Genomic DNA, 15,245 nt, shown 5'->3' on the forward strand with positions numbered 1-15,245 from the left:
CAGGTGGGTGATATTGTTGGGGACGGTGCTGCCGAACTCGGAAGCCGCAACCCTCTTCAAACCGTCCAGGTCGATCTTAAGATCGGTGTCCGAACGGGTTTCGATCGTGCTTGCCTTTGCATCGATCAGTATCGTGGAGCCACCGCTTTTGGTCGGCGTAGACCAGATGAAACCCAACCGCGCAGCAGAGATGTCTGTCACCTGCCCGTCGCCGGCGGGGCTGATCTTGCGTATTGCGCTGACGTCGAGGGTTTTCGGCGATGCCGGACGATTGGTCACGTCTCCGAAGCCAAGGTCTATTACCTGGGTCTCGGATCCGTTGCCAACTCGTCTCAACATTTCATCACTCCCGATCGACCGCTGCACTCAGTGGAAACCCAAAAGCTTCGTTAGGTCAGGAACTTCTCAGTTGTGTGACAATGTTTTCCGAAAGGGAATGATCATCGTCGAGGTGGGCATAAACAATTCCCCCTCACAATGTGAATCGGCTCCGAACGTTCACCCCATTGACATCCGCGACAACAATTTGGAAACGCAGTGAAAATTTAGAACTTGAGTGGGGTTATCCCCGAGCCGGCCACAATCCCGCTTTAGCGCGTAATTGCGTAATAGAATCAATGCTTTGCGCTTCCGTCCTCAACGCGATCAGCCTTAAGAGCCGCTTCACAGGCGGCCGAGTCGACCGCCATCGGCTTCGGTATCGCGCTCGCGTTGGTTCTGGTCCTGAGTGTCGTCGGGAGCAGCCAAAGCAAGAAGGTCTAGACCAGCCACCCACAGATCTAACCAACATGGACCTGTTACCTAGCCACAGAAATGAAATTTATCGGACGCCAGCGTAACGAAGCGCGATGAAAGCCGTCAGGCTGGCGACCGCGAAGGCGTTGAGGTTCAGCAAGGTCGATAGGTCCGCGTCCGTCCAGGTGTGAAATGGTTCGCCGATAGACATTCGAGAGATGATGAAAACCAGAAAGATGAAGGCGGTCATGCCGCGCTGCCACCATTTCTCTTCGGCATGAAATGACAGCGCTGCCAGCATGATGCAGGGGGCCAGGAAAAGCGCAGTGCCCGATCCAGTGCCGAACAGCTTTATCTCGAAGAGCGTATCGATTGTGCCGATAAGAGGCAGCGCGAGGCGCGCTGCGAGCGGCGAACGGTTTGCAAGAAACGGGATGGCCAGGAAGAAAGGTGCTGCAATCAGCGTGCCGAGCGAAGCCACAACGCCATTTCCTGCGAGCCACCAGACATAGAGCGGGTAGAAGGGCTTGTTCGCCATGATCACCCAGGCGATCGTGACGCTCGCCCGGGTGAGAGGATCCGGTGATGTTCTAAGCGCTGACATCAGGCGACTGGCGTCAGAAGATAGTGGCCGACGCCCCAGACATCGCCGTTGTCATGGCCGAACAGGCCGGCGGTTGCCAGGAAGAACAGGCGCCAGCGGCGCTGCCATAGCGAAGCGTCCCTGCCGTAGACGCTTTTGAGAATTGGCTGGATGCGGTCGATCTCCCGGTCGAAGTTGGCGAGCCAATCGAGAGCCGTGCGGCGGTAATGCGTGCCCGACCAGCGCCAATCCTGCTGCACTTTGAAGAGATCGCCGAAGCGGTGCGGCAGGTCGAAAGCCGGCATGATGCCGCCAGTGAAGAAGTGATGGGCGATCCAATCGGCGGGGTCGGAATGATCGAAGCGGTAGGAGCGATCCCTATGCGTGAAGACGTGCAGGAAAAGCTTTCCCTCGGGCTTCAACCAGCTGTGGACCCGTTCGAGAAGGGTGCGCCAGTTGGACATATGTTCGAACATCTCGACCGAGACGACCCGGTCATAGGTCTGACCGGCCGAGAAATCGTTCATGTCGGCGGTGATGACGGAGAGATTGCCCAAACCGCGCTGTTTCGCCTGCTGCAGGATATATTGGCGTTGCGAGTCCGAATTGGAGACGGATGTGATCCGGGCATTCGGGAAACGCCGCGCCATGTAGAGCGACAAGGAACCCCAGCCGCAGCCGAGTTCGAGGATGCTCATACCGTCCTGGATGTTGGCATGCTTCACCGTCTGCAAGAGCGCATGAGTTTCCGCTTCGGCAAGCGTCGCATCGGCACTCGAATAGAGGCAGCTTGAATATTTCCGCTGCGGTCCGAGCACCAGGGAGAAGAACTCGGCCGGCACTTCGTAGTGCTGACGGTTCGCCTCATCGGCATGGGTGGCGACGGGGAAATGCGTCATCGTCTCAAGGAAAGCACGCTCCGCTTCCTGGGGCGCGGCAGCCAATTTGCGCTTGGTACGGCCGCAGAGGAAATCGATGGCTGCGAGCGTCATGCCGTCGGTGAGCGGAGCTCGCTCCGCGGTGTTGATGGCAAAAGCCAGCATGTTCATTGCAAATCTCCTTGTTTGCGGGAGCAGGGTTTGCGGGGTCCGGGGAAAAAGGCGTTGACGCGGGTTTGCAGCGCGCGGAACGTCTCGCCGCGCGATTTCAGCATGTGTTCTTCGAGCGGCGGGATGCCGGAGACATGGACCAGCAGCCAATACATCAGCGCGGGTGCAAGCAGGGAAAGCCAGCTCCAGGGGTTTAATGTAAGGGCGAAGAGCGGCCAGACGCACCAGCCGAGCCATTCGAAAAAGTAGTTGGGGTGGCGGGAATAGCGCCAGAGCCCGGTCTGGCAAACTGCAGTCTTGGCGCCGGGTGTCTTGCGGAAGTGAGCAAGCTGTATGTCCGAGGCCGCTTCGCCGCCAAGCGCTAAGACCGCGACGAGGATGGCGATGAGATCCCATGCGCGCGGATAGGGCGCGGTATTGGCGGCGGCAAGATAGACGGCGAGCACGAGTATGAAGGCAGCAAGCGCCTGGACCTGCAGGAAGACGAAAAGACGCCACGGAGAGGAATCGCCCCATTCCTCGATCAGTTTGGCATAGCGCGGATCTTCGCCACCGGCTCTGGTCCGGGCTGCGATATGGCAGCCGAGCCTGAGCGACCAGGCGGCGACGATGGTGATGACCGCGACGCGCCGGTCAAACGCGCCGCCGGCGAAGGCCGCCGCGCCAATGCCGCCGAGCCCAACCGCGAAGGACCAGATCGTATCGATCCAGCCGCTCGCGCCGGTCTCTCGCTGCACTGTCCAGGCGCCCGTCATTGCAAGAGAAAGACAGATCGCGATGAAAGCCAGAAGAAGGTAGTCCATCAAACCCCTCGCATTGCGGAATGCGTCATCGCGCTTGTTCCCGCATCTACGGAGGGCAGGAGAAACTAGTTTCGTCCTGGCTCAAAAATTTCGATCAAAAAACGTCTGCTTCGTGAAACTCGTCATCGAAACCTCTCGTAACTGCTTGGAGGCCGTCGAAGACACGGCTGGGATCATCGCGCGGAAGAGAGGATTTCATGGGGTACTACGACCGGAACACGGGCGGCAGGCGTCTGAATATCGCAATCGTTGGGACCGGCATTTCAGGTCTCTCGGCGGCGTGGCTGCTGTCGCAGCGCCATGACGTCACCGTCTTTGAAGCGGCCGATCGCGTCGGTGGCCATAGCAATACGGTGGATTTCGAAAGTCCGGTCGGCCGTGTCTCGGTCGATACCGGCTTCATCGTTTACAACGAGGCTACCTATCCCAATCTGACGGCCTTTTTTCGCACGCTCGATGTCCCGACGGCTGCCTCCAGCATGTCGTTTTCCGTATCGCTCAACGACGGCGCCTATGAATATTCCGGGGGCACCGGGTTCGGTCTGTTTGCGCAAAAATCCAACATCATCAACCCACGCTTCTGGTCGATGATGCGCGACCTCTTGCGGTTCTATCGCAATGCGCCGCGCGACTTGCCGAGCATGGGAGATATCTCGCTCGACGACTATCTGGTGCGCAACGGCTATGGGCATGCCTTCCGCGAGGACCACCTTTATCCGATGGCGGCGGCCATCTGGTCGACGCCGGCCATGGAGGTCGGCCGGTATCCGGCGGCGCATTTCGTGAAATTCTGCCGCAATCACGGCCTGCTGGAACTCTGGAACCGGCCGATCTGGCGCACTGTGAAGGGTGGCAGCCGTGAGTATGTGAAGCGGATGACGAGCGGGTTCGCCGACCGTATCCGTCTCTCGACGCCGGTAAAGGCGATCCGCCGCGATACCGGTAGCGTGGAGATCATCGACGCCGGTGGCAAACGGAATACCTTCGACGATGTGGTGATCGCCACCCATGCGGACCAGGCTTTGCGCATGCTGATCGACGCAAGCCCGCAGGAGCAGCGCATCCTCGGGGCTTTCTCCTATTCCCGCAACGAAGCGGTCCTGCATGGCGATACCGGTCTGATGCCAAAGCGCCGCGCCGCGTGGTCGAGCTGGAACTATCTCGCCGACACGCGCGAGGCTCCGACCCAACCGTCAATCACCTATTGGATGAACCGGCTACAGCCGCTCGGCCAGGCGCCGCCGGTCTTCGTGACGCTCAATCCACGCTACGCGCCGCGCGAGGAGACGGTTATCCGCCGCCAGGTCTACGAACATCCGGTCTTCGACATGGGCACGGAGCGGGCGCAGCAGGAAATCTGGTCGCTGCAGGGCGTTCGAAACACATGGTTCTGCGGTGCCCATTTCGGTTCCGGCTTTCATGAGGACGGGATGCAGGCGGGACTTGCCGTGGCTGAAGACCTCGGCGGCCTGCGCCGGCCCTGGCAGGTGGCGCAGGAAAGTGCCCGCATCATCCGCAAGCCGGTCGTCGCCTCCACCGCGCAAGAGGTGTTGGCATGAAGGCAGAACTGCAATCAGCACTCTTTCCTGGCCATGTGACGCATGCGCGATTGACGCCGAAGGTGCATAAGCTCGCCTATCGCATCTATTCGCTGCTGATCGATCTCGATGAACTTGATGAGCTCGATCGGCGGCTGCGCTGGTTCTCCGTCGATCGATTCAATCTCTTTTCATTTTACCGCAGGGATCGCGGTGACCGCTCGGGCTCGGACCTTCGTACGCAGGTGGAACACTCCATGCGCGCGGTCGGTGTGGAACCGGACGGCGGCCCGATCCGGCTTTTGACCATGCCGCGGCTTCTCGGCTGGGCCTTCAATCCGCTCAGTGCCTTCTTCTGTTACGACAGAAGCGGGCAGATCAAGGCCATCCTCTGGGAAGTCGACAACACCTTCGGCGAGCGCCATGGCTACATAATCCCCGTCGAGGATGAAGTCGGCGGCGCGATCGTCCAGTATTGCGACAAGGTGTTCCATGTCTCGCCGTTCATGGATATGGACCTGCGCTACGCGTTCCATGTTTCGTTGCCCACCGACAAGCTGGCGATCCGGATCGATACGTTCGATAGCGAAGGACTGGTGCTGACGGCACGGCACGTCGCGCGGCGCGTGGAGCTTTCGGATGTCGCCTTGCTCAAAGCCTTCGTCGCCATCCCGTTCCTGACGCTCAGGGTGATCGGAGGCATCCACTGGGAGGCCCTCAAGATCTGGCTGAAAGGCATCCGTCTGCGTGAGCACCCGCGTCCGCCGGAAATGCCCATCTCCTTCGTTCGCCCCCCATCCGCACACAGCGCCCACACACAGCAAGGTCGAGGTTCATGAGCTCGCTTGAAGATTTCCCCGGTATTCCGCTCGATGTTTCCACCGAAACGGACCGGCTCGGTTTCGGTGGTAGGTTGTTTGAGCGGCTGCTTGGCAATATCCGCTATGGACGGCTGAGAATAGAGCTGCCATCAGGCGGATTGATCGAGAAAACCGGATCGGAGCCCGGGCCGGACGCCACGATTATCGTGAGACGCTGGCGCATGCTGCGCCGTCTTCTGACCGGCGGCGACATCGGATTTGCCGAGAGCTATATCCATGGAGACTGGACAGCGCCTGACCTGACGGCGGCCATCCGCTTTGCGGCAAGGAACAGTGAGGCACTCGCGCCGGCGATCCATGGAACCCCTTTGATGCGGCTCCTCTATCGTCTACGAAATCTGCTGAACGCCAATACGAAGCGCGGCAGCCGAAAGAATATCGAGGCGCATTACGATCTCGGGAATGACTTCTACAAGGAATGGCTCGACCCTTCGATGCTCTATTCATCGGCGGTATGGGACAAAACCACGCCGACGCTGGAAGCCGCCCAGCAGCGCAAGCTTGAGAAGGTTCGGGAAAAGCTCGCTTTGAGTGGCGGTGAGACAATTCTCGAGATTGGCTGCGGCTGGGGCGCTCTTGCCATGCATCTTGCCTGTGAAGCGGATGCGAATGTGACGGGCATCACGCTCTCGCCCTCGCAGCTCTCCTGGGCGAAAGATGTGGTGTTTAAGGCCGGCCAGGACGAGCAGATCGATCTTCGGCTGCAGGACTATCGCGATACGAACGGACAGTTTGACCGTATCGTTTCGATCGAGATGTTCGAGGCGGTCGGTGAGGCCTATTGGCCCACTTACTTCCAGGCGCTGAAGCGGTGCCTGAAGCAGGGCGGACGGGCGGTTCTGCAGATCATATCCATCGAGGAACGCCGTTTCGAAACCTATCGCCGGGATACGGATTTCATCCAGAAATACATCTTTCCCGGCGGCTTCCTGCCGTCCGATTCCGCACTTGCGGCTGAGGTCGCCAAAGCTGGCCTGAAACTCATCGAAACCGAGCATTTCGGCAAGTCCTATGCTCGCACGCTCGCCGAGTGGCGGGCGCGCTTCCATGCCCGCTGGCCGGCCATCGCCGCCCTCGGTTTCGACGATCGCTTCAGACGGCTTTGGGACTATTACCTTTGCTACTGCGAGGCCGGTTTCGAAGAGGGGGCGATCAACGTCGGGTTCTACACGATCGAACATTCCGAGGTTTAAGGGGCTAGCGATGAGGCGAGACATGCACTTCAAGTGGATTGTAACGGTCGCGACAATGTTGAGCTTGGGTTCTGCAACCATGGCCAACGCTGCCGGTATGGATGGCCAGTGGGCGCGTGGTGACGGCAATGCCAAGGTCAGGATCGCGCCGTGTGGATCGAACATCTGCGCCACCAACACCTGGATCAAGCCCGGCACTCCGAGCGAGAAGGCCGGAGACATATTGACGATGACGATCAAGCCGGTTGCCGACGGCGGATATTCAGGCACGGCCTTCGATCCGCAGCGTAACCTGACCTACAAGATAAGCGTGAGCGTCAAGGGGGATACGATGACGACCAGAGGCTGCGTGCTCGCGGGGCTCCTCTGCAAGGACGTCAATTGGGCGCGCATCAACTAGCCAAACGGAGTGCAGCCATGCCGAAGCTTTCCATGAAAACTTACATCATCGCCTATGTCGTCACTTTGGCGGTCTTCGTGGCGATCGACAGCGTTTGGCTCGGCACCATGGCAGACCGCCTCTATCGGCCAGTGATGGGTGATATGCTGGCCCAGGATTTCCGGCTTGCGCCCGCCGTGCTCTTCTATCTCGTCTATGTCGCCGGATTGACGTTCCTTGCTGTTCGGCCGGGGCTGGTATCCGGCTCGTTGCGTAAGGCAATTCTCCATGGCGCGGTACTCGGCTTCACGGCCTACGCCGCCTATGATCTTACCAATCAGGCGACGCTGAAGAACTGGTCGACGACACTCACGGTGGCGGATCTCATCTGGGGCACTCTTCTTTCTGCGTTCGCCTCCGGCGCCGGCCAATGGATTACGAGTGGGATCGACGGTGCTATAAGACAGCACGCGGACAACCTTGATGGCTGACGCTCGCGACTTGACGCAGCCAGTCTTCGCCATCCCTCAACGCCGTGTTTTCACGACGAGTGCGGCTTGTTTTTCCAGATCTCCGGTCTCTATATACAGAGAGCGAGAAGGTTCTTTCCGAATGCAAAGCAATGAGATCGCAGCTCTGATCAATCACGTCGCGATGGGAGATCGCGCGGCCTTTGCAACATTGTATCGGGCGACGAACCCGAAACTTTTCTCGATATGTCTTCGTATTCTGAAGGACAGAACGGACGCGGAGGAAGCTCTTCAGGAAATCTATATCAAGGTCTGGCAGCGCTCGAAAACCTTTGCAACGAGTGCAGGGGCGCCATCCGTCTGGTTGGCTGCGATCGCACGCAATCATGCGATCGATACTATCAGGGCAAGAAAGCCTGTGGCCGACGATCTTGACGAGGCCTATGATCTCGCGGACGAGAATAGCCCCGATCCGGAGCAGCAGGTGGTGATCGCTGACGAAGGCCGTCGGATCGATAGCTGCATGCGGGAACTGGATGCAGTGCGCGCCCGCGCGGTTCGGAGCGCTTATGTCGACGGTTTGAGTTATCTCGAGCTGGCGGAGGAATTGAAGGTTCCCTTGAATACCGTGCGCACATGGCTGCGCCGGAGCCTACTCAAACTCAGAGAGTGCATGCAGCGATGACATCGGGCGATCAAGGTCAAGGTGGACGCGCGCAGGACGAAATCCTGGCCGGCGAATATGTACTCGGCGTGCTGTCGATCGACGCGCGGCGCCGGGTCGAGCAGCGTATCGCGACCGATCGAGCCTTTGCCGCTGTCATTGAGCGATGGCAGATGGATTTTGGCTCGTTCAACGACGATTATGAGGACGTCGCGCCGAGTGCCGCCGTCTTCACGCAGATCGAGCGGCGCCTGTTCGGTCCTGCCGCGTCGGCCGCGCCATCTCATGGCTTTTGGAATTCCGCTATTTTCTGGCGCCGGCTGTGGCTCGCGACATCTGCCATCGCCGTCATCGCCTTGGTCTATACGTCCGGTGTCGTTCCAACGACGCACAGTGCGACGCCACTGGTGGCGGAACTTTCCGCCCCCAACAATCAGGTCAATCTGCTGGCGTCCTATGATGCCGCAAGCGGCCGTCTGCGCATCGTGCCGGTCGCAGCCAGCGGGACCGGGGAGAAGTCACTGCAGCTCTGGCTGGTGCCGGGCAGCGGCAATCCAAGGTCGCTCGGCGTCTTCCAGCCGGGCGCGGACGGCGAAATTGTGATCCCGGCCGATCTCCGGGGTAGTATGGCCGAGGGCGCGACATTTGCCGTCAGCCTCGAACCATATGGCGGCTCGCCGACTGGCTTACCCACCGGTCCGGTGATCGCGAGCGGTGTCGCCCGCAGGTCCTGACTTTTCTCCGCAGGAAATGGGTGGTTCCGGCCACCGCGGCGATATTTCGCGGTGGCACTGAAACTATTTCCGTCTGCTCTCACGTAGCACAGCCGGCTTATTTGGCGGCCTTGACGAACTCCGTCGTGTAGGTCTTAGACAGGTCTATCGACTTGCCTTGAACGTTCTTCGAAAACGCTGAAAGAACGGTAAGAACGGTCTTCGGACCGTCTTCCGGCATGACGCCATCGGGCGTAAACATCGCCTTGCCGTTTTCGAGCGCTTTCACATAGCCTTCCTTGTCGCCAATGTAGAAATCCTTCGGCATCTTGTCGGCGATTTCGGCGGCGGAATGGGTGTTGATGAAATGCAGCGTCTTGACGAAGGCATTGGCAAGCTTCTGTGTCTCCGCCTTGTGATCGTTGATCCACGAGGCCTGCATATAGAGAGAGGCGGCCGGATAGGTGCCACCGAGGACGGCCTTGGTGCCGGCCATGGTGCGCATATCGATCAGGACCTTGGCTTCGCCGGTCTTCAGCAGGTGCGAGATCGTCGGTTCGGTGGTCATCCCGGCCTGGATTGCATCCTGCTGCAAGGCAGCGATGAAAGTCTGGCCGGCGCCGACCGGAACCGAGGTGAAATCGCTTAGCTTCAGGCCGTTTTTGACCGCCAGATACTGCGTCAGGAAATTGGTCGACGAGCCGAGACCCGTGACGCCAAGGCTCTTGCCCTTGAAATCGGCGGGCGACTTGATCTCGGGATGTTTGCTGGACACCAGCTCGACTTCGCCGGGCGCCTGGCTGAACTGCACGACGGACTCGACGAATTTACCCTTGCCTTGAAGATCGATGCAGTGATCGTAGAAGCCGACGACACCCTGGACGGCACCGGCAAGCATTTCGTTCTCCGCGTCCACGCCGGCGGGCTCGTTGAGAAGCTCGACGGTGAGACCCTCATCCTTGAAGTAGCCGAGCGATTCAGCGAGCTTGGCCGGCAAATAGATCTGCTTTTCATAGCCGCCAACCATGATGGAAATCTTGTCGGCTGCCTGTGTCGTTGTCGCCGTCAGCAAGACAGCGGTCGTTGCAAGGGAAAGGGCCGCAGAATACAAGAGAATGCCTGTCGAACGCATTGATGTCTCCTCCCGTTTGCTGCCGGCGGCACCAAAAAGGCACCACATCGGCAGATGCTCCCTCCTGAAGCGGGAGAGACTTGCACCAGCAACCTTTCAGTGAGCTGAAGGGCGGCTCGTGAAGAGAAACCCTGGAAAACCTCTCATGTCTGACCGGTAAAAAGCTGGGATATCGCTCATTGCCAGCCGTCATCCACAAAATGCCGGTGCATGTCAGGAGCGTTTCCATAGACGACATCGCCGACCGTGAAGCGCGTAGCGCCTCAAAAGTTGATGTTGAAGGTTCTGTTGAGGGTAAAGCCGATCATATTCTGGTTGGGTGAGCCGAACTGCGAGGTGATCGGGCTGTCTGCGGCGTCGCCCACCAGACGGTTATATTTCTCATAGACCTGCACGCTCCACTCGGGCGTGATCGTATAGGTCGCAGCCACCGTGAAGCCGACCGATTTCAGGCCGCCACCGGCGTCGAAGGCCCTGACATGGCCGTTTCTTGCGGCTTGACCCGCAGAGATGCCGAAGTTGCTGCGCATGTAGGTCGAGTTTGCCAGCGACATGCGCGGTCCGGCGGACAGAACCAAGTTGTCGCCAACCGGCTGAAACCAATCGAGCGCAAGGTCAGCGACCAGGCCGTCGCCGCCCCAAAGGGACTGGCGCACTTCCGTGCGGAACCGAAGCTGATTGTCCATCAGCCAATATTGTGCAAAGCCGCCGGCATCGAAATTCCAGCGCACCCTACGCTCACTCTGCAGATGCAGATTGTTGAGATCCAGGCGATCATCCCTCAAGCCGACGACGGGGCCGATTTCGAGATTGCCGAGATCGAAGAGCGTATAGTCGAAATTGTCGTCCGGGGCGCTGTATTCAGGGGTCTCACCGAAGCGATAAAAGTCGAAGGAAGGCAAGGCGCTGAAGGAATAATGCTTCGAGCCTTCATAATTGGGACCGTATTCCACCGTGGCGCCGAGTGTCACGACCCAGGTGTCCGACGTGGACTTCGTGGCGTCCTGCGCCATGGATGATGTCGCCGGCAGAACCATAAATGTCAGCAAGACGATGGTTACGCGTGAGCGATGTTTCGAATGCCAGGCGCGAAAGTTGCAGTCCATGTCAGCCTTCATTGATCAACCCTCGGAAACACGATCTTTATCCGCAAACCGGGTTCGGAATTTTCCATCAGGATCCGCGCGCCGTGCAGGTCGGCGACGGCCTTTACCAGGCTGAGCCCAAGCCCGCTGCCGGGGGACGTGCGGCTTTTTTCCAGTCTGTAGAGGCGGCGGAAGACATTGCCATGTTCCCGTTCAGGAATGCCGGGGCCGTTGTCCTCGACGTAGGTCGTGATCATCTCGGCATCCGCCTTGCTGCGGATCACGATATCGGTTCCGGCGGGGCAGTGGCGAATGGCGTTCTCGATGAGATTGGCATACATCTGGGTCAGCAGTTCGCGATCGCCCAAAATAATCTCGCCGGGCTGGTCCAGGCTGCTTTTAAGCCGCTGGCCGTTATCCTCGGCGACGCTGGAATAGATATCGGCAAGAGATTGCAGGATATCGCCGAGGTCGACCCTGCCAAATCTCGACTTACGCGCCCCGGCCTCGATCTGGGCAATCCGCAACAGCGCCTCGAAAGTTTCGTTGATGCGGTCTGCCTCGGCGCTTGCAGCCTCGAGCTCCGCGATGACCGCCTGGCCGCTCTCCTGCTTGGCGAGCGCCTCGTCGACGGTCATCTTGAGGCGGTTGAGCGGGGATTTCAGGTCGTGGGCTATATCGGTGCTGACCTGCCGCATGCCCTCGACGGTGGCCGCAAGGCGCGCAAGGGCGTCGTTGATGTCATGGGACAGCAGGTCAACGTCATCCCCACGCCCGACAATCGGAATCCGGGCATTCAGGTTTCCCCGAGCTACATGCTCCATCGTGCTTCGCACGGCGCCAAAGCGCCGTTGCACGCGCAGCGCAATCAATCCGCCGCCGGAAACCGCCAGCAGCAGCACGATGATGGAGGCCCAGCCGAAGCTCTGCAGCATGATCGCTTCGATGTTCTCGGTTTCCCGTCGGCTGAGACCGACGGTCAGGCGATTTCCATCGACGGCGCCCGAAAAAATCCGGTATTGCCGGTCGTCGGGCAATTGCATCTCATCGCCATCGATGCTGCTCCAGCCCTCTGGAAACTTGAGGTCTGGGATATTGCCGGCAAGAACCTTTCCCGAGGGGTCGACGAGCGAGAACACCCGCTGGCGGTCGCCGGCCGCCTTGATATAGGTCTGTACCGTATCGAGCAGGTCCGTGATGTCCTGATCGCCATAGGCGGCGGCGATCACCGCAAAGGTCTCCTGAATGGTCTGGTCCTGGCGCTGCTGGAGTTCCCATCGGACAAGCTGATAGACGATCATGCCCGTGACGATGAAGGCGCTGATGAACATCAGCGAGAAGATCAGCGCCAGGCGAAACGATGAGCTGCGCAGAATGCTATCGCGGCGCATGCAACGAATAACCGGTGTTTCGGATCGTATGAAGGAGCTGAACGTCGAAGGGCTTGTCGATCTTTCCGCGCAGCCGGCTGATATGCGTTTCGACCACGCTGGTCTTCGGATCGAAATGGAAATCCCAGACGCGCTCGAGGAGCATCGTGCGGGTGAGAACCCTGCCCTCGTTACGGGCGAGCACCTCCAGAAGCGTGAATTCGCGCGGTTGCAGTTCGATCTCGACCCCTGCCCTGGTGACGCGGCGTTTCATCATGTCCATTGTCAGGTCGGCGACTTGCAGCACGGTCTTCTCGGCAACCGCAGGCGGGCGGCGGGCAAGCGCGTTGACGCGGGCCAGGAGTTCGGAAAACGCAAACGGCTTGACGAGGTAGTCGTCGGCTCCCGCCTCGAGACCCTCTACCCGGTCGTCGATGCCGGCGATAGCACTTAAGAAAAGCGTCGGCGTCTTGACGCCGGCGGCGCGCATCGAGCGCACGATCGACAGGCCGTCGAGACCCGGCAGCATCCGGTCGACGACATAAATATCATAGGTCTCGCGGATGGCATGGAAAAGTCCGTCCTGCCCGTCCGGCAATACATCGCATACATGACCCGCTTCACGCAGGCCGCGCCCGATGAAATCCGCCGTTTTGATGTCGTCCTCTATGAGCAGTATACGCATAAGACAATCCGTTCCCCATGCCGGCAGTGAAATGGCATCGCTTTGAAGCGACCCCGTCCGTCGCGGTGCAATCTTATGCCTGCGAGGATACTGCAAACTCATTTCATCAACCTGAAGTATAGCAGAATTCCTGCCCGAAACAGAAAGCGTGTTGCTTCAAACCAGGCACGATATGGGTAGATGCCGAGGCGACGCCACCATGGCAGCCGATATTGCCGTCGTCCCTGCTGGATCTGTGTCGGGAAATTGGTCATCTGGTCGACCGGCACCGGGGTGACGAAAACTGCCCGCAATCCGGCGAGATGTTCAAGATCGTAGGCGAGATCGTAAGGCAACCTCATCGGCACCAGTTTCTCGACCATCCATCTGGCTGCACGCCTGTTGATGATGTACGCACCGGACCCTTTCTCCCGTGTCAGCGCGACGGCAAGAGACCGCTTCTGCGTGATATCCAGAAAGGGATATTTCCGGCCGGTGTTGACTGTCGAGAGACGCAGGATGTCCCATGTCGCCGCGGCGTTCAGCGAGGCACGCAGCAGATCGCCGAAATCCTCCGGAAAGGTCAGGTCGTCCTCAAGAATGAGGGCATGTGGCTCGCCGGAGGCGAGGAAACGTTTCGCGCACTCGATATGGCTGAGGTAGCAACCCACTTCGGATGGGTTTGCCTGTCTCCCATGACATCTACGGTATGCCGCCGCGTCAAATTCCGGGATCGGGAAAGCGATATTCCGGCCGTCTATCGCCGACACACGCTCGAACAGCAGCCGCGCGCGGGACAACTCCTCGCTCATGAAGGCGAGACGATCCTCGGCGCGGTCGAGATTGATGAGATAGGTCTTCAGTCGAAGGGTGACCGGATCCGACCAATGCATATCGGGAGGATTTTCGACGGGAAGGTTTTCGAAGTTGGCGGATATATTCAGACGAAGGCTGGCAGCGTTCATAATATTCCTTCCAAAGCCGCTCGATTTCCTTTTGCACGAAGCCCTGCCGCGTCCTCGTCTTGGATGCAGGCCACGAAGGCGGCGGCAGAGCTTGGTGTTTGTATCGGGGGAACATCGCCGGTCTTTTTCCGAAACCATACGGTTTCGTAAGCCGCACTTGTCCGGTTGCCGGGCCGCCTTTGGAGGACAGCGCAGTATGACCAGCGATCGGTCAGATTTGGCGGGAAGCCTCGAGGTTCACTTCGTCAGGTTTCTGGGCAAGCGTCATGTAAATCACCAGGCAGATGATCACAGCAAGGAAGAGCGCACTGGTGACGATCGTGCCGAAACCCAGGCCGCCATATTCCTGCGGTTGCGACAAGAGATCGCCGAACGAGGCGCCGAGAGGCCGCGTCAGGATATAGGCCAGCCAGAAGGCCAGGATGGCGTTCAGTCTGAAGACATAATAGGCGATCGCGATCACCGCGATGATGCCTCCAAAGAGGAGGCCCGTGGTGAGATAGCCAAGGGCGAAGACTTCCGCCACCAGGTCGCCCACGGCGGTTCCGAGTGCGAAGGTGAAGAGGATGGCCAGCCAGTAGAAGGCTTCCCTGCGTGTCGTGAAGATGGAGTGGATCGACAGTGTCTTCTCGGCCGCGTACCAGACCGCAAAGGTCACGGCGAGTGCGATGGTGAAGCCGATGGCCGTTGTCTGGAGCGCCACGCCGAAATTATCGACGAGATTGTCGGTCACCAACGTGCCGACGATGCTGATCAGAACCACGGCGGCCCAATAATAGGGTGGGACATAGCGCCTTTGCGCGAACTGAAACACCAGGGCCACGATCAGCACGGCCGTCATCAGCAAGGATGTGGCGGTCAGGCCAAGACCGAGATTGACCGCAAGATAATCCGCGGCCGTCTCACCCATGGTCACGGCCATCAGCTTGATCAGCCAGAATTCGACGGTGACCTCGGGGACCCGGTTCTGCTGAACCGGGTCCGTTTGAATATGAGTCATAGGATATCTCCAGTTCGCGGG

At 59.3% G+C, this 15,245-nt stretch carries 16 protein-coding genes and 1 pseudogene; 7 read left to right on the top strand and 10 right to left on the bottom strand.

Annotated features, from left to right (window positions below; translation table 11 throughout):
- From AC1RO0_RS30840 to AC1RO0_RS30855, 4 genes and pseudogenes are all read right to left on the bottom strand, one after another.
- A pseudogene (locus tag AC1RO0_RS30840) lies at positions 1-339 on the bottom strand (hypothetical protein); the annotation flags it as partial.
- 481 nt (positions 340-820) lie between these two features.
- A complete protein-coding gene (locus tag AC1RO0_RS30845) occupies positions 821-1,339 on the bottom strand; it encodes a hypothetical protein (protein ID WP_498596330.1) in 519 nt (172 codons plus the stop codon).
- Positions 1,339-2,367, bottom strand: a complete 1,029-nt coding sequence (locus AC1RO0_RS30850) for an SAM-dependent methyltransferase (protein ID WP_498596331.1) — start codon at positions 2,365-2,367, stop codon at positions 1,339-1,341. The genes AC1RO0_RS30845 and AC1RO0_RS30850 overlap by 1 nt, the downstream gene beginning before the upstream one ends.
- Positions 2,364-3,170, bottom strand: coding sequence for a DUF1295 domain-containing protein (locus AC1RO0_RS30855; protein ID WP_498596332.1), 807 nt, complete (start codon positions 3,168-3,170; stop codon positions 2,364-2,366). Before AC1RO0_RS30855 ends, AC1RO0_RS30850 begins: the two co-directional genes overlap by 4 nt.
- Before the next feature lie 197 nt (positions 3,171-3,367).
- Between AC1RO0_RS30855 and AC1RO0_RS30860 the strand changes: the two genes are divergently transcribed.
- The 7 genes from AC1RO0_RS30860 to AC1RO0_RS30890 all read left to right on the top strand — a co-directional run bounded on the left by AC1RO0_RS30860 (position 3,368) and on the right by AC1RO0_RS30890 (position 9,029).
- Complete coding sequence (locus AC1RO0_RS30860) at positions 3,368-4,729, top strand: NAD(P)/FAD-dependent oxidoreductase (RefSeq protein WP_498596333.1); 1,362 nt, start codon at positions 3,368-3,370, stop codon at positions 4,727-4,729.
- Positions 4,726-5,547, top strand: a complete 822-nt coding sequence (locus tag AC1RO0_RS30865) for a DUF1365 domain-containing protein (RefSeq protein ID WP_498596334.1) — start codon at positions 4,726-4,728, stop codon at positions 5,545-5,547. The genes AC1RO0_RS30860 and AC1RO0_RS30865 overlap by 4 nt, the downstream gene beginning before the upstream one ends.
- A complete protein-coding gene (locus tag AC1RO0_RS30870) occupies positions 5,544-6,782 on the top strand; it encodes a class I SAM-dependent methyltransferase (protein WP_498596335.1) in 1,239 nt (412 codons plus the stop codon). The genes AC1RO0_RS30865 and AC1RO0_RS30870 overlap by 4 nt, the downstream gene beginning before the upstream one ends.
- A gap of 79 nt (positions 6,783-6,861) precedes the next feature.
- Positions 6,862-7,182 (top strand): DUF2147 domain-containing protein, encoded by a 321-nt coding sequence (locus tag AC1RO0_RS30875; protein ID WP_498596336.1) that lies wholly within the window; start codon positions 6,862-6,864, stop codon positions 7,180-7,182.
- Positions 7,183-7,214: 32 nt separating this feature from the next.
- Positions 7,215-7,652, top strand: coding sequence for a DUF2177 family protein (locus tag AC1RO0_RS30880; protein ID WP_498596371.1), 438 nt, complete (start codon positions 7,215-7,217; stop codon positions 7,650-7,652).
- 121 nt (positions 7,653-7,773) lie between these two features.
- Positions 7,774-8,316 (top strand): sigma-70 family RNA polymerase sigma factor, encoded by a 543-nt coding sequence (locus tag AC1RO0_RS30885; RefSeq protein WP_498596372.1) that lies wholly within the window; start codon positions 7,774-7,776, stop codon positions 8,314-8,316.
- Positions 8,313-9,029 (top strand): anti-sigma factor, encoded by a 717-nt coding sequence (locus AC1RO0_RS30890; protein WP_498596337.1) that lies wholly within the window; start codon positions 8,313-8,315, stop codon positions 9,027-9,029. The genes AC1RO0_RS30885 and AC1RO0_RS30890 overlap by 4 nt, the downstream gene beginning before the upstream one ends.
- A gap of 97 nt (positions 9,030-9,126) precedes the next feature.
- Here the strand turns inward: AC1RO0_RS30890 and AC1RO0_RS30895 are convergent, their stop codons facing one another.
- The 6 genes from AC1RO0_RS30895 to AC1RO0_RS30920 all read right to left on the bottom strand — a co-directional run bounded on the left by AC1RO0_RS30895 (position 9,127) and on the right by AC1RO0_RS30920 (position 15,224).
- On the bottom strand, positions 9,127-10,140 hold the full coding sequence (locus AC1RO0_RS30895) for an ABC transporter substrate-binding protein (RefSeq protein WP_498596338.1): 1,014 nt from the start codon (positions 10,138-10,140) through the stop codon (positions 9,127-9,129).
- A 263-nt stretch (positions 10,141-10,403) separates the two neighbouring features.
- Positions 10,404-11,177 carry a MipA/OmpV family protein gene (locus AC1RO0_RS30900; protein WP_498596373.1) on the bottom strand — a complete coding sequence of 258 codons (774 nt, stop codon included), beginning with the start codon at positions 11,175-11,177 and terminating at the stop codon, positions 10,404-10,406.
- A 77-nt stretch (positions 11,178-11,254) separates the two neighbouring features.
- Positions 11,255-12,616, bottom strand: coding sequence for a sensor histidine kinase (locus tag AC1RO0_RS30905; protein ID WP_498596339.1), 1,362 nt, complete (start codon positions 12,614-12,616; stop codon positions 11,255-11,257).
- Positions 12,603-13,280: a winged helix-turn-helix domain-containing protein gene (locus AC1RO0_RS30910; RefSeq protein WP_498596340.1), complete on the bottom strand. Its 678-nt coding sequence runs from the start codon at positions 13,278-13,280 to the stop codon at positions 12,603-12,605. Before AC1RO0_RS30910 ends, AC1RO0_RS30905 begins: the two co-directional genes overlap by 14 nt.
- Positions 13,281-13,378: 98 nt before the next feature.
- On the bottom strand, positions 13,379-14,224 hold the full coding sequence (locus tag AC1RO0_RS30915; RefSeq protein ID WP_498596341.1) for a glycosyltransferase family 25 protein: 846 nt from the start codon (positions 14,222-14,224) through the stop codon (positions 13,379-13,381).
- Positions 14,225-14,435: 211 nt separating this feature from the next.
- Positions 14,436-15,224, bottom strand: coding sequence for a COG4705 family protein (locus AC1RO0_RS30920; protein ID WP_498596342.1), 789 nt, complete (start codon positions 15,222-15,224; stop codon positions 14,436-14,438).
- Positions 15,225-15,245 lie beyond the last annotated feature (21 nt).

The sequence above is a fragment of the Rhizobium sp. GW821-FHT14E12 genome (assembly GCF_058803745.1).